General features: G+C 35.2%; 17 protein-coding genes. 4 read left to right on the plus strand and 13 right to left on the minus strand.

Annotated features, from left to right (window positions below):
* Positions 1–1,542 carry a RagB/SusD family nutrient uptake outer membrane protein gene (locus A9D35_RS12440; protein WP_066223497.1) on the plus strand — a complete coding sequence of 514 codons (1,542 nt, stop codon included), beginning with the start codon at positions 1–3 and terminating at the stop codon, positions 1,540–1,542.
* Between the two features lie 73 nt (positions 1,543–1,615).
* On the opposite strand, the gene rpoN is transcribed toward A9D35_RS12440, so the two are convergent.
* From rpoN to rplM, 10 genes are all read right to left on the minus strand, one after another.
* Complete coding sequence (gene rpoN / locus A9D35_RS12445; protein WP_066223498.1) at positions 1,616–3,079, minus strand: RNA polymerase factor sigma-54; 1,464 nt, start codon at positions 3,077–3,079, stop codon at positions 1,616–1,618.
* Positions 3,080–3,167: 88 nt separating this feature from the next.
* Positions 3,168–4,601, minus strand: a complete 1,434-nt coding sequence (gene asnS / locus A9D35_RS12450; protein ID WP_066223500.1) for an asparagine--tRNA ligase — start codon at positions 4,599–4,601, stop codon at positions 3,168–3,170.
* A 49-nt stretch (positions 4,602–4,650) separates the two neighbouring features.
* Positions 4,651–7,062 carry an efflux RND transporter permease subunit gene (locus A9D35_RS12455; RefSeq protein WP_066223501.1) on the minus strand — a complete coding sequence of 804 codons (2,412 nt, stop codon included), beginning with the start codon at positions 7,060–7,062 and terminating at the stop codon, positions 4,651–4,653.
* 59 nt (positions 7,063–7,121) lie between these two features.
* Entirely contained in the window at positions 7,122–8,399 is a 1,278-nt protein-coding gene (locus A9D35_RS12460; RefSeq protein ID WP_066223503.1) for a DUF5686 family C-terminal domain-containing protein, read from the minus strand.
* Between the two features lie 106 nt (positions 8,400–8,505).
* Positions 8,506–9,063, minus strand: coding sequence for a ribosome recycling factor (gene frr, locus A9D35_RS12465; protein WP_066223504.1), 558 nt, complete (start codon positions 9,061–9,063; stop codon positions 8,506–8,508).
* A 46-nt stretch (positions 9,064–9,109) separates the two neighbouring features.
* Positions 9,110–9,817 carry a UMP kinase gene (gene pyrH / locus A9D35_RS12470; protein WP_066223506.1) on the minus strand — a complete coding sequence of 236 codons (708 nt, stop codon included), beginning with the start codon at positions 9,815–9,817 and terminating at the stop codon, positions 9,110–9,112.
* 225 nt (positions 9,818–10,042) lie between these two features.
* Entirely contained in the window at positions 10,043–11,008 is a 966-nt protein-coding gene (tsf, locus tag A9D35_RS12475; protein ID WP_066223508.1) for a translation elongation factor Ts, read from the minus strand.
* 100 nt (positions 11,009–11,108) lie between these two features.
* The gene (gene rpsB / locus A9D35_RS12480) at positions 11,109–11,873 is read right to left on the minus strand and encodes a 30S ribosomal protein S2 (protein WP_066226065.1); all 765 of its coding nucleotides are present in this window, start codon (positions 11,871–11,873) and stop codon (positions 11,109–11,111) included.
* 202 nt (positions 11,874–12,075) lie between these two features.
* On the minus strand, positions 12,076–12,462 hold the full coding sequence (gene rpsI / locus A9D35_RS12485; RefSeq protein ID WP_066223510.1) for a 30S ribosomal protein S9: 387 nt from the start codon (positions 12,460–12,462) through the stop codon (positions 12,076–12,078).
* A complete protein-coding gene (gene rplM, locus A9D35_RS12490) occupies positions 12,462–12,917 on the minus strand; it encodes a 50S ribosomal protein L13 (protein WP_066223511.1) in 456 nt (151 codons plus the stop codon). Before rplM ends, rpsI begins: the two co-directional genes overlap by 1 nt.
* Positions 12,918–13,290: 373 nt before the next feature.
* Here rplM and A9D35_RS12495 point away from each other — a divergent pair, with 373 nt between their 5' ends.
* The 3 genes from A9D35_RS12495 to A9D35_RS12505 all read left to right on the plus strand — a co-directional run bounded on the left by A9D35_RS12495 (position 13,291) and on the right by A9D35_RS12505 (position 15,323).
* Positions 13,291–13,623, plus strand: coding sequence for a DUF2853 family protein (locus A9D35_RS12495; RefSeq protein WP_083191693.1), 333 nt, complete (start codon positions 13,291–13,293; stop codon positions 13,621–13,623).
* Positions 13,624–13,828: 205 nt separating this feature from the next.
* Positions 13,829–14,389 (plus strand): type 1 glutamine amidotransferase domain-containing protein, encoded by a 561-nt coding sequence (locus tag A9D35_RS12500; protein WP_066223513.1) that lies wholly within the window; start codon positions 13,829–13,831, stop codon positions 14,387–14,389.
* A 124-nt stretch (positions 14,390–14,513) separates the two neighbouring features.
* Complete coding sequence (locus A9D35_RS12505) at positions 14,514–15,323, plus strand: TspO-related membrane protein (RefSeq protein WP_066223514.1); 810 nt, start codon at positions 14,514–14,516, stop codon at positions 15,321–15,323.
* Between the two features lie 33 nt (positions 15,324–15,356).
* On the opposite strand, the gene A9D35_RS12510 is transcribed toward A9D35_RS12505, so the two are convergent.
* Genes A9D35_RS12510 through polA form a run of 3 tightly spaced genes read right to left on the minus strand, consistent with a single transcriptional unit; the run spans position 15,357 to position 21,712 of the window.
* Positions 15,357–18,494, minus strand: coding sequence for a DUF3427 domain-containing protein (locus tag A9D35_RS12510; protein ID WP_066223515.1), 3,138 nt, complete (start codon positions 18,492–18,494; stop codon positions 15,357–15,359).
* A complete protein-coding gene (locus A9D35_RS12515) occupies positions 18,491–18,877 on the minus strand; it encodes a (deoxy)nucleoside triphosphate pyrophosphohydrolase (protein WP_066223517.1) in 387 nt (128 codons plus the stop codon). The genes A9D35_RS12510 and A9D35_RS12515 overlap by 4 nt, the downstream gene beginning before the upstream one ends.
* 3 nt (positions 18,878–18,880) lie before the next feature.
* Positions 18,881–21,712, minus strand: a complete 2,832-nt coding sequence (gene polA / locus A9D35_RS12520; RefSeq protein WP_066223519.1) for a DNA polymerase I — start codon at positions 21,710–21,712, stop codon at positions 18,881–18,883.
* Positions 21,713–21,840: the final 128 nt, after the last annotated feature.

Consider the following 21,840-nt stretch of genomic DNA (forward strand, 5'->3'; position numbering starts at 1 on the left):
ATGAAAAAAATATATATAACTACAATATTATCATTGATTTTATGTGCCTCTTGTTCAGACGATTTTGTTGAAATAGATGAAGTTGGCGCACTAGATACAGCAACCATTTTTGGTTCAGACGACTATGCAGAGCAAGCCATTATTGGTTTGTACGATGTAATGCAATATAATTATGCAAAAGATTGGGACAGTGCCTTTTTTGTGAAATTACTACCTGGAGACGACTCGAATGCCGGTGGTGGTAGTTCTACAGATCAAGCGCAGTTACAAGATATAGACGATTATAGCAATGTGTCTGTAGATAATGTTTCTATTGTTAGTAACTGGACCCTATTTTATAGAACCATTGCTATTGCAAATACCATTATTGCAAATGTAGAAGTTGGAGATCTTTCTAAAAAAGAGATGTACTTGGCCGAAGCCAAATTTATTAGAGCATGGAGTTATTTTGAGCTAACAACCATGTGGGGAGAAGTACCATTACGACTAACCAACCCAACCGAGTTAAATCCGTCAGCTTTCGCGGCACCAAAAGCTACAATAGCAGAACTTTATGCACAGATAGAATCCGATTTAACAGATGCCATAGCAGGGCTTCCAAATAAAGGAAGTACAGATCAAAACTTTAGAGTTTCTAAAGGTGCGGCTCAAGGTTTAATGGGAAAAGTGCTTGTTTTTCAAGAAAAGTATTCGGAATCGATCCCGTTTTTTGAAGCCGTGATATCTAATTCCGCTTATGGATTAGAAGAAGACCCAATGCATGTTTGGTCGGTTAATTCAGAGTTTGGTAAAGAATCATTATTAGAAATCGGTTTTATTACTACAAACGGTTATGATTGGGGGAATTTTCCTTGGGGTGGCCGTACAGAAAGTAATATTCATCAGCAATTAATGGGGCCTCGAGGCGATGGGATTTTTAATGTTGCACCAGTAGGTTTAATAAATGGTTGGGGATTTAATTTACCAAGTAAAAAGTTAATTGATGCTTTTGAAGCCGCTGGAGATACGCAACGTAAGGCCGCAACCTTAATGACCGAGAGCGAGCTAATAGCTGGTGGAGGTAGTGTAGATCAATCTATTGCAGATGGTGGTAAAGTATGGGATTACGATGGTGCCATCCGGATTAAATATGTAACACGTGCCGAAGATACGAGTGCCGATGGTGTACGGGACTTAAATTATGGTACCAACTGGAGATTGTTTCGTTATGCCGAAGTTTTATTATTAGCGGCCGAAGCTTATAATAAAGTAGGACAAGATGATCAAGCCTTAATCGAGTTAAATAAAATACGGTTTAGAGCAGGTTTAGATGACTTATCTGGATTATCTGGAACCGCTTTGTTTGATGCTATTGTAGATGAAAAGTACTTAGAATTGGCGTTTGAAGGTCAACGTTTTTGGGATTTAGTACGCTGGGGCAAAGCCGCATCAGAATTATCGAATACAGGGTATTCTTCTAAAAATAACCTATTCCCAATTCCATTAGCCGAATTGGAATTAAATGAAGCCTTAACAACGGCAGATCAGAATCCAGGATATTAGTTAATGTTGTTTGTTTGGTTCAAGAGCAGTGCATCCACTCTAGATGCACTGCTTTTATTTGTAAAAGCTAAACTTATATTTTCTTTCTTAAACGTGCTACAGGAACATCTAATTGTTCTCTATATTTTGCAACCGTTCTACGGGCTATAGGATAACCTTTTTCTTTTAATATTGAGGCTAAATTCTCATCGGTTAACGGTTTTCTTTTATCTTCTTCATTAATCACCGTTTCAAGAATCATTTTAATTTCTCTTGTAGAAACATCTTCTCCTTGGTCGTTTTTCATAGATTCAGAGAAGAACTCTTTGATTAACTTTGTGCCATAAGGGGTATCTACATATTTACTGTTTGCAACCCTAGAAACCGTTGATACGTCCATGTTAATTTCGTCGGCTATATCTTTTAAAATCATGGGTTTTAAATTCCGCTCATCACCAGTTAAAAAATAATCTTTTTGGTAATGCATAATAGCACTCATGGTTACAAATAAGGTTTGCTGGCGCTGCTTAATAGCTTCTATAAACCATTTCGCCGCATCTAACTTTTGCTTGATAAAGGTAACAGCATCTTTTTGAGACTTCGACTTGTCTTTAGTGTCTTTGTAACCCTTAAGCATGTCGTTATATTCTCTAGAGACATGAATTTCTGGAGCATTTCTTCCATTTAAGGTTAATTCCAATTCGCCATCTACAATACGTATGGCAAAATCGGGAACAACATGTTCTACAATTCTATTGTTTCCGGAATAAGAACCACCCGGTTTAGGGTTTAACCGTTCTATTTCTTCTATAGCATCTTTAAGTTGTGCCTCGCTAACATCGAATTTTTGCATTAATTTTTCGTAATGCTTTTTTGTGAATTGATCGAAAGCATCATCGATTATTTCTTGTGCTAAAACAATATCTGCCAGCTTTTCTTTACGGTGTAACTGTATGCTAAGACATTCTTGTAAATCACGTGCACCTACACCTGCAGGGTCTAATTGATGGACTACATTAAAAACTTTATTTATAGTGGCCTCATCGGTATAAACGTTTTGTGTAAAGGCCAAATCATCCATGATGTCTGGTGTAGATCGTCTTATATAGCCGCTTTCATCGACACTACCTACTAAAAATTCAGCAATATCGCGTTCTTCATCGGTTAAACGAAAGGTGTTTAATTGTGAGATTAAATGTTGAGTAAACGAGGTGCCAGCCGCATAAGGCATGGTTTTTTCTTCGTCGTCGCTACTGTAATTATTGGCTTGTGTTCTATAATCTGGAATTTCATCATCGCTTAAATATTCATCCACATTAATCTCGTCTGAAGCGATGGTTTCATTCTCGTCGTTATAGTCGTCTTTTGTATTATCGAAGTCGTCATCAAACTCACTTAAAGGCTCTTCTTTTCCGCCTTCTAAGGCAGGATTTTCTTCAAGTTCTTGCTTTAAGCGTTGTTCAAAAGCTTGCGTAGGCAACTGTATCAACTTCATTAATTGAATTTGTTGCGGCGATAATTTCTGCGATAATTTGAACTGTAAATTTTGCTTTAGCATAAAATATAGATGCGATTAAACATAAAAATAAAAAAAACAATCTACATAGTGTGTGTACATAGATTGTTTTTGTGAGTATTTTATGAGATTAAAACTCTGCGTTCTGCGGTGTTCTTGGGAACGGAATCACGTCGCGAATGTTGGACATTCCTGTTGCAAACATAACTAAACGCTCGAATCCTAGTCCGAATCCAGAATGCACAGCACTACCATATTTTCTTAGGTCTAAGTACCACCAAAGTTCTTCTTCGTCTATTCCTAAAACGGCCATTTTTTGTTTTAATACATCTAATCGCTCTTCACGTTGTGCACCCCCAACAATTTCTCCAATACCAGGAAATAGAATATCCATGGCGCGAACTGTTTTTCCATCTTCATTTAAGCGCATATAAAAGGCCTTGATGTTTGCTGGATAATCGAATAAGATAACCGGACATTTAAAATGCTTTTCTACTAAGAAACGTTCGTGTTCACTTTGTAAATCTGCACCCCATTCGTCGATTATATATTTAAATTTCTTTTTCTTGTTAGGCTTACTGTTACGTAAAATATCGATAGCTTCTGTATAGCTTACACGCTTAAAGTTGTTATCTACCACAAAACGCAGTTTTTCTATAAGCGTCATTTCGCTACGTTCTGCTTGAGGTTTCTTTTTATCTTCGTCTTGTAAGCGGGCGTCTAAAAATTCTAAATCTTCAAAATTATGTTCTAGCACATAGCCAATTACAAACTTCATAAAATCTTCTGCCAAATCCATATTCCCGGCAAGATCCATAAATGCGACTTCTGGCTCTATCATCCAGAATTCTGATAAGTGTCTTGAAGTATTCGAGTTTTCTGCTCTAAAAGTAGGCCCAAAAGTGTAGACTTTTCCTAAAGACATCGCGTAAGTTTCGGCTTCTAACTGACCAGAAACCGTAAGGTTTGTTTCTTTTCCGAAGAAATCTTTAGAGTAATCTATAGCACCATCTTCTGTTAACGGAGGGTTTTTTGCATCTAAACTCGATACGCGAAACATTTCTCCAGCACCTTCGGCATCACTTCCTGTTATGATAGGAGTGTGTACATAGAAAAAACCATTATTGTTGAAATACTGGTGAATTGCGAAAGATAAAGCGGAACGCAATCGCATTACCGCACTAAATGTATTTGTTCTTGTACGTAAATGCGCGTTTTCTCGTAAAAATTCGAACGAGTGTTTTTTAGGTTGAATAGGGTAGGTTTCAGGGTCTGAATCTCCTAAAATAGTAATAGATTTTACTTGAATTTCTACCGTTTGACCTTTTCCAAGACTCTCTGTTAATTCTCCTTTTATATGAACAGCAGCACCTGTAGTGATACGTTTTAAAGTATTTTCGTCGGTGTTTTCGAAATCGACAACACACTGAATATTTTGTAATGACGAACCATCATTTAAGGCAATAAAACGGTTCGCTCTAAATGTTCTTACCCAACCTTTAACTTCTACATCGTGTAGATTAATGTTTTGTTTTAATAATTCTGAAATTGTTATTGGTTTCATTTTAAATATTTTTAAACATGCAAATATAAGTCTTTATGCATATCATGTTTTAATTGTTAGCATTGTTTTCGTCCTCGTCTTCGTCATTTTCTTCCGGAATAATATTTATTGCGGGTTCTCTTAAAACGGTTTTATTTGCAATATTACGTTCTAATGATAATAATAAAGAAGGTAACAGTAATAAATTAGATAACATAGCAAATAAAAGTGTTACCGATACTAAACCACCTAAAGCCACGGTACCTCCAAAACTTGAAATCATAAATACCGAAAATCCGAAAAATAAGACCGTAGAAGTATAAAACATACTCACTCCGGTTTCGCGTAACGCACCGTAAACAGATCGTTTAATTTTCCAGTTATTGGCTTGTAATTCTTGTCGGTATTTTGCTAAAAAGTGAATGGTGTCGTCTACAGAAATTCCGAAGGCAATACTAAACACTAATATTGTAGATGGTTTTATTGGGACACCCAAATATCCCATTAATCCAGCTGTAACCAGTAAAGGTAATAAGTTTGGAATAAGGGAAATTAAAATCATTTTAAACGATCTAAACATATAGGCCATAAATAACGAAATAAGCAGGATGGCTAGCGATAGCGAAATGGCTAAATTTTTCACTAAATAGGTGGTTCCTTTTTGAAAAACCAAAGCTTTTCCCGTCATGGTTACTTTATACCGGTCTGTAGGAAATAATTTGTCTATTTTAGTCTGAAGGTCGTCTTCAATGTCTTGCATTTTATCTGTACCAATATCTTTCATAAAGGTGGTGATTCGTGCATAGCGCCCTGTACTATCTACAAAACTTTGAAGTAAATCGGTATCGTTTGAAGAGTTTTTGGCATAACTTAATATAAAACTATTCTCTTGAGACGTTGGTAACTGATAGTATTTTGGGTTTCCATTATAGTACGCTTGCTTAGAATATTTAACTAAACTAACCACAGAAATCGGTCTAGATAACTCCGGAATATCTATAATCGCATCTTCCAACTCATCCATACGTTTTAACGTACTTAGCTTCATGACGCCTTTTTTTCGTTGCGTATCTATCATTAATTCTAAAGGCATGATGCCATCAAACTCCTGTTCAAAAAACTCAATATCTTTAAAGAATTCTGCTTTTTGAGGCATGTCTTCAAGCAAACTACCCGAAATTTTAATTTGATACACTCCTATAATACTCAGGGCAATTAAAGCCACAGCAGTAATGTAAATAGAGATTCGTCTGTGGCGTACCATATGTTCCATCCAATCCACAAAAGCGCCAATCCAACGTTTGTTTAAATGTTCTAAATGGCGTTCTTTAGGATAAGGTAAAAAGGTGTAAAGAATAGGAATAATAAGTAAACACAAAATAAAAATAGCAATGATGCTTAAAGAGGCTACTACACCAAACTCTTTAAGCAAAGTACTTTCTGTAAGCATGAACGTAGCAAAACCAGACGCCGTTGTAATGTTCGTCATTAACGTAGCATTTCCTACTTTAGTAATAACCCGTTGTAAGGATTTTACTTTATTACCATGCGATTTAACTTCCTGTTGATATTTATTAATTAAGAATATACAGTTTGGAATTCCTATTACAATGATTAACGGCGGAATTAAAGCTGTTAAAACCGTTATTTCATATTTTAAAAGGCCGAGTATTCCTAGAGTCCACATAACCCCAATCGAGACTACAATTAGCGATATAAAAGTGGCTCTAAACGATCTGAAAAAGAAGAAAAATATAAGCGAGGTAACCAATAAGGCCATGCCTACAAATAATCCAATTTCATCAACTATATTTTGTGCATTTAACGTTCTTACATAAGGCATACCCGAAATATGAACGTTAATGTTAGTGTCCCGCTCGAAAGCTTCCACTTTTGGGATAAGAACATCGATAACAAAATCTTTTCGTGCAGGCGTGTTCACTATATCTTTGTTCATATAGATTGCGGTACGAATGGTTTTTGTTTTTTTATTGAAAAGGAAATTGTCGTAAAACGGATATTTTTCAAATAATTCCTGCTCTAAAGTGTCTACTTGTAAACGTGTCGATAAGGAATCTTTTATAAAAGGTTCTAGGGTGAATTTTTTAAGGCTATCGTTTTTTATTAATTTTTGTAAATCTTTAATAGATATTACAGCGTCTACTTCGGCTGCAGATTTAAAAGATTCGGCTAATTTATTCCAGGCATTTAATTTATCGACTGTAAAAAAAGTGCTGTCTTTTACCCCTAAAACAATAAGGTTTCCTTCTTCACCAAAAATATCTAAAAAGTCGTTATATGTTTGATTTACCTCGTGGTCGTCTGGTAATAAATTCGCTTCGGTATAGGTGAAACGCATGTATTTCCATTGCGTACTTAAAAATACGGTTACAAGAACAATAGCGATTAATATGGCTATTTTATTTCGTAAAATAAGTCTGGCAACACGTTCCCAAAAGCCTGTAGTAAATAGTTTAAGCATAAGATTATTAAAGAACCGCAAATGTAGAAAAAAGCTGCGTATTACTTTAGCCTAATGTGTTATAATGTAACGTTAAATGTGAATTTTAAAGCGATGTTATCTTCCAATTCTGGTAAATGATAAGCACCATATCTGTACGTTAAGCTGAGTCCGAATCCGAAGAGTAATTGATTAATTTCGAACCCCGATTCTAAATACCCCTTATCTAAAGTATTAAAAGTAATCCCTTGGTGGCGTTCCTTATGCTGCATATCGCCAATAGCAAAACGGGTTAAAAATACCAATTGAGGTCTTGAAAAGGTAGAGTGATATAAGGGTGCAAAAAAATGTTTAAACTGCACTACAGAAAACATGTCCGAAAAAAATTCGTTAAAATACATGGTTTCAAAACTATTTAAGCCCGCAACCGAGAATCGTTGCATAATGGTTGCTTTGTTTATGTTGTTTGGGTAGGCGTGATACAGGTGTGTAAGTGGAGTGTCTCCAACGGCAACTCCCGAAGCGAAATCTAATTCGGTATGAGAGGCTTTGCTATGTATAAAATGATAGGTGGCCTTAAAATCTAATTTCTGAAAATTAAAATCGCCTTGAAGCGGGCCATTAAAACTTTGGGTGTATTGGAAGGTAAGTTTAGGAAAACCATTATACGTTTTTATACGTCCTTTTTTGGTGTCTTTATAGATATCAAACGGACTCCAATATAACGCAGATTTAACAACGGTAAGTTCGTATTTGGTGTAAGCGCCATCATCGGTGACAAAGGTATAGTCGAATTTGGGGTTTACATTACTAGCAAAAAACTGGGTTTCTGTATTTAACTTCGGGCCAAAGTCATGTTGTAAAGAAATGGAATTGGTTATATGGTGATAAAACAAACTGATATTAAGTAACCGGGGTTCGAAAAATTGAAAAATCCGTTTGTCTGTTAAGTATTTTGTACTTGCTGTTTCTTGTAAATCGTTAACGTAATAAGCGTTTAACCAAGTGTTATGAGTTTCGTTTATACGGTAGCCTCCACCAATACTATATTTGTATTGCCCATCTTTAAAACCGTAAACAACATAGCCGTTTATTCTAAATTTTTCTGATAATTTATCACTCGTCGTTCCGCCTAATCCGGTTCTTATTCCTTCGTACTGATTAAATTTTATCAGGTATCGTAAATCTAAATTGAAATATTTTAAAGGAATGTATCCGTTCCCGATGTGGTGAATTAAATCGGCTTTCTTTTTTGCTTTAATGCTGTCTCGAGCAGCGTTTGTATCTGTAGGTATACCTTGTGCGCTACTTGTAAAAATAGAGAATAGGAATATAAAACATATACAGTATTTAAGCATGTAAGCGTTGTCATAAATTGTGGCGACAAAGTTAACAGAATTATGCTTACAATCTGTGCTTAGAATATAGAGAATAAAAAAAGCGACGGTTAGGTCGCTTTAAATATTATACAGTCATGATTTCTTTTTCCTTGACAGCTAGAATGTCGTCAATCTTTTTAACGTAAGCATCGGTAAGCGTTTGTACGTCTACTTCTGCGTTTTTCTTAGCGTCTTCAGAAATATCATCAGATTTTTTAATTTCGTTATTGGCTTCTTTTCTTGCATTACGCACACCAATTTTACCATCTTCGGCTTCAGCTTTTGCTTGTTTTGCTAAATCGCGTCTGCGCTCTTCTGTTAAAGGCGGTACATTAATTATAATAGTATCTCCATTATTCATAGGATTAAAACCAAGATTTGCAATCATGATTGCTTTTTCAATTTCATGAAGCATGTTTTTTTCCCATGGCTGAACTGTTATTGTTCTACCGTCTGGTGTGTTTACGTTGGCTACCTGACTTAAAGGGGTTTGCGACCCATAATAATCTACCATAACACTACCAAGCATTGCTGGGCTAGCTTTTCCTGCTCTAATGTTTACAAACTGCTTTTCAAGATGTTTAACAGCAGCATCCATGGCTTCTTTTGTGGAATCTATAATAAATTGAATATCTTCATTCATGGTTTAAAAACTTTTCTGTTTATAAAGGTAAAAAATCGAATTAGATTTAAATGTTTACTTGCGTGCCTATGTTTTCGCCAGAAACTACTTTAAGTAAATTTCCTTTAGTATTCATATCGAAAACAACAATGGGTAATTTATTTTCTTGACTAAGTGTAAACGCAGTGGTGTCCATAACTTTTAGACCTTTGCTTAAAACATCGTCGAAACTTATAAAGTCGAATTTCTCGGCATTGCTATCTTTTTCTGGATCTGCGGTGTAAATACCATCTACACGAGTACCTTTTAAAATAACATCGGCTTCGATCTCTATGGCTCTTAAAACGGCAGCAGAATCTGTTGTAAAATACGGGTTTCCTGTACCTCCACCAAAGATTACCACGCGGCCTTTTTCTAGATGACGCATTGCTTTTCTTCTAATAAAAGGTTCTGCAACTTCGTTAATTTTAATAGCTGTTTGTAAACGGGTAGGAATCCCAGCATCTTCTAAAGCGCTTTGAAGTGCTAAGCCATTTATTACCGTGGCAAGCATTCCCATATGGTCGCCTTGAACACGGTCCATACCGTTACTTGCTCCAGAAACTCCTCTAAAAATGTTTCCTCCTCCAATTACAATGGCTACTTCAACACCATAATCTATTATGGTTTTTATGTCCTTAGCATATTCTGCTAATCTAACCGGGTCTATACCATATTGACGGTCGCCCATTAATGCTTCGCCAGATAATTTTAAAAGGATGCGTTTATATTTCATAGTATGTTTATAGAAGTTGTGCAAAATTACACATTTTTTTTAAAATGCGTATTTAAAATTTAGTTTCTAATATCTGTCCTAATTTTGAATTTAGGTGCGTATAGTTTAGGCGGTTGGTATGCTTTTGAAGTCTAAAATTTTAATAGACGGAATAAAAAAAGCCACTACTCTGTAAAGAATAGTGGCTTTTGTATGTTAAGATTTCTGTTTACACAGAATCTAATATTATCCTAATGCAACACGTGTAAATCCTGTTACAGATACACCGTTATAAGACTCTACATATTTAGCAACGCTAACTTTTTCGTCTTTGATAAACTTTTGATCTAATAAACATTGTTCTTGATCTAAAGTTGTGTTATCAGAGATGTAACGCTCCATTTTTCCTGGAAGAATTTTGTCCCAGATTTGCTCTGGTTTTCCTTCAGCTTTAAGTTCTGCTTTTGCAGATTCTTCAGCTTGAGCTAATACTTCAGGAGTTAATTGAGCCATAGAAATGTATTGAGGTACATTTTTAAGAGTTTTACCTAAACGTCCTAATTCAATATTATCTTTTTCGATAACAGCAATTCTAGCTTCAGTTTCTGAGGCTACGAAAGCAGGATCGAAATCTTTGTAAGATAAAGTAGTGGCACCCATAGATGCTACTTGCATAGCTAAATCTTTAGCTAAAACGTCTACGTTATCTACTGCGCTAGAAAGACCAACTAAAGCAGCAATTTTGTTAATGTGTACGTAAGAACCAACGTAAGGAGCTTCTAATTTAGAGTATTCTTTAACTTCTAATTTTTCTCCAATTACACCAGTTTGCTCAACTAATTTGTCGGCTACGGTCATACCATCGAAATCTGCAGCTAAAAGTTCTTCTTTAGAGCTTACAGTCATTGCTATATCAGCAAGTTTGTTTGCTAAAGCAACAAAGTTTTCATTTTTACCAACAAAGTCAGTTTCACAACCTAATACTATAGAAACACCAACAGTATTATCGTCGTTTACTTTTGCTACGGCAGCACCTTCACTAGATTCTCTGTCTGCTCTGTTTGCAGCTACTTTTTGACCTTTTTTACGTAAAACTTCGATTGCTTTATCGAAATCTCCTTCAGCTTCTACTAATGCTTTTTTACAGTCCATCATTCCTGCACCAGTAGCTTGTCTTAGTTTGTTTACCTCTGCGGCTGTTACTTTTACCATAATTTCTAAGTAATATTATTTAAAAAAAGTCGTTCAATTTTTTTTCTGCAAAGAAAAGAACTAAACGACTTATTTATGTTATGTAATGATTATTTGTAGTTTATTCCTCTTCTTCTGTAGCAGTTGCTTTTTTCTTAGAAGTCGAAGGTTTATCTGCTTTAGCAGAATCTTTATCAGCTTTACGCTCAGCTAATCCACCTGCAACAGCTTCAGTTACGTGAGATAAAACTTTATCGATAGATTTAGAAGCATCATCATTTGCAGGAATCACGAAATCTACCTGACGTGGGTCAGAGTTTGTATCAACCATTGCAAAGATAGGAATGTTTAATTTTTGTGCTTCTTTAATCGCGATGTGCTCACGCTTAATGTCTACTACAAATAAAGCTCCTGGTAAACGTGTCATGTCGCTAATAGAACCTAAGTTTTTCTCTAACTTAGCTCTTAAACGATCTACTTGTAAACGTTCTTTTTTAGAAAGGGTTAAAAAAGTACCATCTTTCTTCATTCTATCAATAGAAGCCATTTTCTTAACAGCTTTTCTAATAGTTACAAAGTTCGTTAACATTCCACCAGGCCATCTTTCAGTAATATAAGGCATGTTAATTGCCCCAGCTTTTTCTGCTACGATGTCTTTAGCTTGTTTTTTTGTTGCAACGAAAAGGATTTTACGTCCAGAGGCAGCGATTTTGCTTAATGCTTCACCAGCTTCCTCGATTTTTGCTGCAGTTTTATATAAATTGATAATATGGATACCGTTACGTTCCATATATACGTAAGGAGCCATGTTTGGATCCCATTTACGAGTCAAGTGACCGAAGTGTACACCTGCTTCAAGTAATTCTTTTACTTCTACTTTTGCCATTTTGTAATAGTTTACGTTCTGTTGAATTAGCAATGTTCCATTGGGCTTAAGCGCTATGCTTTGGGCTGTTGGCTTCATTTAGATGCTAAACTAAATCCTGTTTTTCAACTAGGACAACAATAACTTATTTTTAATTTTAATAACATTCAACCAGATTGAGAGTGCTAACAAGCGATTCCCAATCGAGTTGAGGATGATAATATTAACGTTTCGAGAATTGGAATTTCTTACGCGCTTTCTTCTGACCGAATTTCTTACGCTCTACCATTCTTGGATCTCTTGTTAATAAACCTTCTGGCTTAAGAATTGTTCTGTTTTCTGCATCTACTTCGCACATTGCACGAGAAATTGCTAAACGGATCGCTTCTGCTTGACCAGTAATACCACCTCCATATACATTTACTGTAATATCAAAGTTGCCATCATTGTTAGTCATGGTTAAAGGTTGGTTTATTTTGTACTGTAAAGTTGCAGTACTAAAATAATCCGCCATGTCTTTTTTGTTCACTGTTATTTTACCTTCCCCTTGAGCAAGATAAACACGAGCAACAGCCGTCTTTCTACGGCCAATTTTGTGAATTACTTCCATTAATTGAATTCGTTTAAGTTAATTGCTTTTGGTTTTTGTGCTTCATGAGCATGAGCTGTACCAACAACAACATTTAGATTACGGAATAATGCTGCACCTAATTTGTTTTTAGGCAACATTCCTTTTACTGATTTTTCTACTAATCTTGCTGGGTCTTTTCCAAACATTTCTTTAGCAGATAAACTTCTTTGACCACCTGGGTAACCTGTGTGACGAATGTACGTTTTGTCATTCCACTTGTTTCCCGTTAAGTTGATTTTTTCTGCATTAATAACAATTACGTTATCGCCGCAATCAACGTGTGGTGTGAAGTTAGGCTTATGTTTACCTCTAATAAGTTTTGCAACTTTAGAAGCTAAACGACCTAAACTTTGACCATCAGCATCAACTATAACCCACTCTTTAGTAGCAGTAGCTTTGTTGGCTGAAATCGTTTTGTAGCTTAATGTATCCACACTTTTTAAATTTTCTAATTAAACATTCCTCTCTTAAAAAGAGTTTGCAAATTTACGATTATATATTTGATTACCAAATAGTGTGGTGCTATTTTTTGATATTTAATATTGTATTTCAGTTTTTTAGCTTATTTAAAGAGTTTCAGTTATTTAAGTGGTAAGCTCTTAAAGATTGCTTCATAAAATTGAATTTTATTTATTTTCCATCTCCGTTGTTTTAATTGGTTTAAAGGAAATACCTAAAAACTTCTTTGCATTTTAACGCCATATTTTTAAATATTAATATTCCGTTAAAGCCCTTAGCTGTTTTAAAGATTCTTTTTATCTTACTTGCTGATAAAAATCAATTTAATACAAATTAAAATTTTATATTATGAGTGATGTACAATCAAAATTAGCTCAATTGAAAGCTACTGCCGAAAAACAATTAACAGCATGTGGTGTTAGTAGTATCGATCAAGAGAAATTAGATACTTATGTAAACAGTTTAAAAACGATGGTAGACAACCAAGATGCGACTTTAGTAGCAGGGGCAGATCCATCAGAACTAGAAACTGTTCGTCGTAATTTTGTTGAGAAAAAACTAGGTGTTACAGATAAAGAGCAAGCTATGGCTGCAATTGAGTCTGTTGTAGAAAAAATGTCTGAATTTAAAATGAAAAGCAGGCCAGCCTTTTATTATTTAGTATCAGAAGCTTTAGCTTAATACCAAAATAAAATATACTTTAAAAGTCATCTCTAACGGGATGACTTTTTTGTTTGTGTTCATTTTCTATTTAAATGCATCAATACGAGTGTTTAAGGTTTCCGAAATTTGTAAAACCATGATTTAAGAGACGTATGTGCAGGAATAACAACTCATACGACTTCTTATTGGTAACAATAACATTAGAAATTAAAACGCATTGAACATGAAAAATTTAAAAGATAAGACCGTTGCTATTTTAGCAACGAACGGATTTGAAGAAAGTGAATTAAAATCGCCTAAAGAAGCCTTGTTAGAAGCAGGAGCCGAAGTACACATCGTGTCTCTAGAATCTGGAGATATTAAAGCTTGGGCAAATGGCAATTGGGGAGATAATTATAAAGTAGATAAAACATTAGATGAAGTATCGGAGTCAGACTATAACGCTCTTGTACTTCCTGGCGGCGTAATAAACCCAGATTTACTACGTCGAGAAGATAAGGCAGTACGTTTTGTAAAGTCGTTTTTTAAAAACCAAAAACCTGTAGCGGCTATTTGCCACGGCCCTTGGTTATTGGCAGAAGCCGATGTGTTAGAAGGCCGACAAGTAACCTCTTTCCATTCTATAAAAACCGATATTAAAAACGCTGGTGCTGAATGGGTAGATAAAGAAGTTGTGGTCGACCATGGTTTAGTGACTAGTCGCTCACCAAAAGATTTACCGGCTTTTAATGCCAAGCTTATAGAAGAAATTAAAGAAGGTAAGCATGAGAAGCAAACGGCATAACCGTAAGTAAGCTCATTTACTAAAAGGTTAGATTTTAGAAGGTCTAACCTTTTTTACTATGTCATTATAAAAAAGAATATCTAAAGTAAGCTTCTAATAATTTTCGCGTAATAAATTTATAGGTATGAAAAAACTACTACAACTAGCCAATGCACTTAGTTTTATAGGTATGGTTATTTTAAACTATCTTTCTAATACGGGGATATTAAATAATACCACTATTGGTGAAGTGTCTAAACACTACACGACTTTATTTACACCGGCAAGTTATGCCTTTTCCATTTGGGGATTAATTTATGTGTTGGTTCTAGGGTTTGTTATTTACCAAGGACGGAGTTTGTTTGTAACCGTAAGAGACGACGATTTTGTGCTAAAAACGGGTTGGTGGTTTGTGTTATCTTGTATTGCTAATTGTTTATGGATTGTGGCATGGATTTATGAATATACCTTGTTATCTTCTGTATTTATTTTTGTGCTACTCTTTGCGTTAATCCAAATCGTTTTAAAACATAAAATGGAATTGTATGACGCTCCAATTTCTGTAATTGCTTTTCTGTGGTGGCCTTTTGTGTTTTATAGTGGTTGGATTACGGTAGCAAGTATCGCAAACGTATCGGCAGTATTAGTAAAATATAATTGGGATGGTTTTGGGCTATCGCCAACCTTTTGGGCGGTGAGTGTCATTGCCATAGCAACGATTATAAATTTAGTAGTAACTTGGAGAAGAAATATGAGAGAATTTGCCTTAGTTGGTGCTTGGGCTCTAGTGGCTATTTATGTAGCCAATAACGCTATAAACATGACTGTTGCTTATACAGCCCTAGGTGCAGCAATACTTTTAACGGTAAGTAGTTTGTATCAAGGGTATATAAATAGAGAGACGAATCCGGTAACGAAGTGTTTGGAGTTTTTTAAAACACGAAAATTGAGTTAACCATTGATTGTGTTTATAAGTTTGAAAATTTACCTAGCCTACCGAAAGCTTTGCAGCATCTTTCCATAGGTAATGTGGTAGAGGTTCGCTGAGTTCCCAATTAATGCTCATGGGCTTAGATCCATAATGGTCTTTTAGTTCTCCTTCACCAATAAATACATAACCATTACTATTGCCAAATTCATTTTTTGCTTTTTCTCTAACAAAAAGTAGAATTTTTTTATCTGTTTTTTTATGATTGATATACGATAATCCTTTACCAGAATCTGGTCTAGCAGAGTTCTGTGTTTGCCAATGAAACAATAATTCATTTACAGCATAATCATCGTACATTGTGGTTGGTGAGAAATTTTCTTCAGATTTAATAAGATTAATGAAAAGTATTTCTGTATTCAATTCTTTATTTAAAGCAGCACCTTCTCTATTGGATGATTTTTTATGGAAAGTACTTAAGTTAAAGGCGCTTAAAATTTGGTCTCTTGTATAACGACTATGAAGCTTTAAAGGTTGTTTATATGGAAGGTGTATAGGTAATTCTTTGAAATCTATTTTTTCAATTAAAATTTCTAACACCTCTGTTATTTCTTCAACCAAAATGCGGTTTAGTCCAATGGCCTGTATGCTTTTTTCTAAAGATTCGAAACCTCCTTCTTTCTGCCAAACATCATAATGAAACATGAGAAGCATTGTTCTTTCGCCGGTATTAAAATCGGAAATATTTATATTGAACTTTAGTTTTGCAATGTTTAGTAGAAAAGTAAAATAGCTTAACGATTGTGTTGATAGCCATTTGTTAGAGATTGCAGATACAATTTCCTTTTCATTTGTTGAATTGAAGTCATTTATTCTTCCTGCCAGTTGACATAAGCGTTTCCAACTTCCTCTTTTGTAAATAGTTTGTAAAGGAATATTGTAAAAGGAACTAAAGTTTCCTAAAGTTAATGGTAAATAGGTGTCATGTTGAAACTGTTGAATTTTTTGAATTAGTTTGTTTTTGGTTAAAGATGTTGCTGCAGAGATGTTTTTTAGAATCGTTTCTTTAGTCTTTTTTTCTAAGACAATAGAGCAACCCAAAGGTAGGTGTGGAAAATCATCTTCTATTTCTTTTAAAACAGTTGTATTTGTTTTACCAATTAAGGCTCTAAATTTGCTTTCAAAATTATATTCGGGTTTTGAGTTTCCCACAAAATCTAAAACCGTTAAACAGTCTTTCTCATCATGTAATCTTAAACCTCTTCCTAATTGTTGCAGAAAAATGGTTAAACTCTCTGTAGGTCGCAAAAAAAGAATAGTATCGATTTCTGGGATGTCTACTCCTTCATTAAATATGTCTACTACAAACAAATAATTAATATCTTTTTTCTCTAAATCTCGTCGAATTGAATCTCTGTTGTTAGAATTTTGACTTGTTAAATAATCGGCTTTAAATCCAGCCAATGTAAATTTTTCGGCCATGTATTTCGCATGCTCCATAGAGACACAGTAGCCTAAAGCTCTAACGTCATATTTGTCTTTTGTATACTTTTCTAGGGCATCAATTATTTCTCTAACTCTTCTGTCGCTTTCTGTATATAAATTTGTAAGCTCGCTAGCAACATATTTACCTCTTTGCCACTTAACATTGGTTAAATCAATGCTGTCTGTGATTCCGAAATATTGAAAAGGACATAGAAGCTTTCTATTCATAGCTTCGGGTAACCTTATTTCTGCTGCAATTTTATTATCAAAATCCTCTAAAATATCACCGCCATCCATACGTTCTGGTGTGGCTGTAAGCCCGAGCAAAATTTTTGGATTAAAGTAATTAATAATCTCTCGATAACTGCTAGCTATTTGGTGATGGCACTCATCAATAATGATATAATCGTAATACTCCTTTGTTAAATTATGGTCTTTAAGTTGATTATTTACCGTTTGAACAGAAGCAAATACAAATTCAAAATTATCAGGTACATATCCGTCTACCCATAATTCACCAATATTATTATTTCTTAGAATACCCTGAAAAGTGGAAAGAGACTTTTGAAGTATTTCTTTTCTATGAGCAAGAAAAAGAAGTCTAGACGAATTATTTGCTTCTTTAAACCGTTTATAATCAAAAGCAGAAATAACTGTTTTTCCTGTTCCAGTAGCAGCTACTACTAAATTTCGGTATCTGTTATGAATACTCCTTTCTACTTCTAATTTTTCTAAAACTTCAAGTTGATATGGAAATGGTTTAATGTCGAAAAAAGCAGTTAAATTCTCAAAAGGCTTGCTAAACTTGCTTTGTTTTAGAGCATTTTGAAGTTTGTCTTTATGGATGGAGTCGTCAAATAGTTCGAAGTCATCACTTTGCCAATACGCATCAAAAGTCTTTTGAAATTTGTCTATGATGTGACTAACTTCCTTCGTTGTAATTTTTAAGTTCCATTCAAGTCCATCAGTTAAAGCCGATCTCGAAAAATTTGAGGAGCCGATATAGGCTGTATGGAATCCTGAGTCTCTATAGAATAAATACGCTTTGGCGTGTAATCGTTCGTTGGATGTGTTATACGATATTTTTACTTCAGTATTTGGGAGTTTCGCTAGTAATTGGATTGCTTTATAGTCGGTAGCTCCAATATAAGTTGTGGTAATTATTTTTAGTTTTCCACCACGTTCGGTAAATTCCCTTAATTCCTTTTCAAGAATTATGATGCCTTTAAATTTTATAAAAGAAACTAATAAATGGATTTGATTAGATGATAAAATCTCTTTTTTTAGTTCACTTTCTAAGGATAATCCGCCATTTCCCCCAGTAAAAAGTTCACTTTGAGTTAATGTTGTATACGGTGTTATCTCTTTAAGGCGTAAATCTAGATTTGAAAAATGAGCGTCGGTTTTGGAAAAGACAGCTTTTAGAATTTCACCTTCTATATGTATTAAATCATCATTAAATTCCTGTTTGTTTAGTTCTTCTTTAAGTAGATTAATTATTTTATTAGCTATTTTAATTTGTTCATCTACCTTGGTTTTTCCTATAATATTAAAAGCCTGTTTTATAGTTTTTGCTAAATGTTTAGATAGAATATTTGAAGCCTCTTCTTTATCTATTAGGCTTCGTTTTAAAAAGAATTGGTCGGTATCTAGTTCGCTTAGTTTTGTATTTATAAGCTGCGTTATTAATTCTTCGTAAATACCTTGATTCATAAGTTTAAATATTCTTTTAAAATAGGCAAGTCTGCTTCTGCCCAATCTAAATTAAGCAATTCTTTATGGTTAGCTAATATAAAATTACAATGTTCTTTAAGTTTTAATTCTCCTGAAGCAAATTCTGCTAGGAAGGGAATAAGTTTAATTTTGAAAGTAGGGTATTCATGAATTACAGGTGTAAGTCTGTCTTGTACCTTAATTCGAATATTTAATTCTTCAAAAATCTCTCTATGAATACAGTCAATTTCGGTTTCTCCCGATTCAATTTTTCCTCCAGCAAACTCCCATTTCAATGGTAATTTCATGGTTTTACTTCTTTGAACAGCCAAAGTTTTATCTTCAAACTGAATTATAGCACAAGTAACAGAGATAGTTTTCATTTACTAATGCGCCTCCAACCAGTTATCACCAGTATCTAGTTCAACATCTAAAGGGACATCGAGTTTAAACGCATTTTCCATTTCTGTTTTAACCAGTGTTTTAATGGTTTCCAATTCTGGTTTATATACGTCGAACACCAATTCATCATGTACTTGTAGGAGCATTTTAGTTTTAAATTGGCCTGCAGTTAATTTTTCATGTATATTAATCATGGCCAGTTTTATAATATCGGCAGCACTTCCTTGGATAGGGGCGTTAACGGCATTTCGTTCTGCTGCACCACGAACCACTGCATTTCTGGAATTGATGTCTTTTAAATAGCGACGGCGGCCTAGTACGGTTTGTACGTAGCCGTTATCGCGTGCAAAATCGACCAATTCGCTCATATAGGTTCTCAGTTTTGGATAGGTTTTGTAATAGGTATCGATAAGGTCTTTAGACTCGCTTCGTGACAGATTGGTCTGGTTGCTTAATCCGAAAGCCGATACCCCATACACAATCCCGAAATTCACCGTTTTAGCATTGCTACGTTGCTCTCTTGTAACCTCGGCTAAAGGCACATTAAATACTTTGGCAGCAGTCGAGGCATGAATGTCTTCGCCATTTTTAAAGGCTTCAATCATGGTTTCTTCCTGACTCAACGCCGCAATAATACGAAGTTCTATTTGGGAATAATCGGCAGCAAGTAAAGTGTAGTCTTCATTTCTCGGAATAAAGGCTTTACGCACTTGTCGGCCACGTTCGGTACGAATCGGGATATTCTGTAAATTCGGGTTGTTACTACTTAAACGTCCAGTTGCGGCAACAGTTTGCATATAATCTGTGTGTACGCGACCTGTAGATGGTTCTACTTGTAATGGCAAGGCATCGACATAAGTGCTTTTTAGTTTTGCGAGTCCGCGGTAATCTAAAATATGCTGAATAATGGCGTGGTCTTTCGCTAAGTACGATAAAATATCTTCGGAAGTTGCAAACTGCCCAGATTTGGTTTTTTTAGGTTTGTCTACCAGTTTCATTTTTCCGAACAAAATATCACCCAACTGTTTAGGCGATGCAATATTGAATTCCTCGCCGGCTGCTGTAAATATGTTGTCTTGCAGGGTTGCAATATCGTTGTTTAGCGCAGTAGCCAACTCGTTTAAAAAGGGCACATCTAAATTGATGCCTTCCAGTTCCATATCGGCTAACACGCGAACCAAAGGAATCTCGATATCGTTAAATAAGGTTTGGGTGTTGGCCTGGCCTAATTCGTTTTCAAAATGCTCTTTGAGTTGCAGAGTGATATCGGCATCTTCAACCGCATATTCCGTTTGTTTATCTAGAGGTACTTGTCGCATAGACAACTGATTTTTTCCTTTTTTACCAATCAGGTCTACAATTGGAATCGGTGTGTAATTTAAATAGGTTTCGGCCAAAACATCCATGTTGTGTCGCATATCTGGATTAATAAGATAATGCGCTAACATGGTGTCGAACAACGGGCCTTTAACCGTGATATTATATTTATGAAGTACTTTAATGTCGTACTTTAAATTCTGACCAATTTTTTGAATGTCTTCCGATTCAAAAAACGGACGCAGTTGCTCGATAAGGTCTTGAGCTTCGGTTTTATCTTCTGGAAACGGCAGGTAAAATCCTTTACCAACTTCCCAAGAGAATGCAATCCCAACCAATTCTGCAGTTAACGGATTCAAGCCTGTGGTTTCTGTATCGAAACATACACTGTTTTGCTTCATTAAATTTTTAATGAAGAGTTTTGTAGCCATACCACTCGCTATACTTTGGTAAAAATGCGAGGTGTTTTCTGCTGTTTTTCTTTGGTTAGGATCTGTAGTTGTAGTATCTGTTTGCGTTCCTGGATCTCCGCCAAATAAAGAGAATTGTCCGGCTCCCGCTGTAGAATTTGATGGCGCTGTTGTTTGGCTAGGCTGTTCTGCCGTAGTGTCTGTGCTTACTGCAAACGTTTTTTCAAAATTATCTATTAATCGTCTAAATTCTAAGTCTTGGAAAATGGTTTTAACAGCTTCAATATCGGGGTGCGACATTTCGAAATCTTCTTCATTAAAATCTACAGGAACATCGAGCATGATGGTCGCTAATTTTTTAGAAAGTAATCCTAGCTCCTTGGCGGCTTCAACCTTCTCTTTCATTTTGCCTTTTAACTCGTGTGTATTGGCTAAAAGGTTTTCCATGCTGCCGTATTGGGCAAGGAATTTCTTCGCAGTTTTTTCGCCTACACCTGGTAGACCAGGAATATTATCGGAGGAATCTCCCATCATTCCTAAAAAATCGATGACTTGTTCTGGGCGTTCTATTTCAAATTTTTTCAAGACTTCAGGAATGCCCCAAGTTTCGTAACCGCCTCCAAAAACAGGGCGGTACATAAAAATATTATCAGAAACCAATTGTGCAAAATCTTTATCTGGAGTCACCATAAAGGTTTGGTAGCCTTCTTTTTCGGCTTTTTTAGCTAGTGTACCGATTACGTCATCTGCTTCATAACCCTCTTTAACCATTATAGGAATGTGCATGGCTTCTAAAATATTGCATATATATGGAATAGCAACTTTTATGGCTTCTGGGGTAGCATCGCGATTGGCTTTATAGGCCTCGAACATTTCGGTACGCTCGGCACTTCCACCTTTATCAAAACACACAGCCAAATGGTCTGGACGTTCACGTTTAATAACATCTATTAAGGAGTTTGTAAATCCTAAAATAGCCGAAGTGTCTAAGCCTTTAGAGTTAATTCTTGGGTTTTTTATAAAAGCATAATAGCCACGAAAAATTAGGGCATAAGCATCGACTAAAAAAAGACGTTTTTGTTCTGACATGATTTTGATTTTGAAAGAATGTCAAATCTACAAAAAATGGTGTGTTATTCAGAAATAAATTCAAGATGAGCCCAATTTAAATCATTATTAATTTAAAGTTGCTAATAATACAGATTTGGGTTTTTATT

It is taken from the genome of Formosa haliotis, from assembly GCF_001685485.1.
Classification (GTDB): Bacteria; Bacteroidota; Bacteroidia; order Flavobacteriales; family Flavobacteriaceae; genus Formosa; species Formosa haliotis.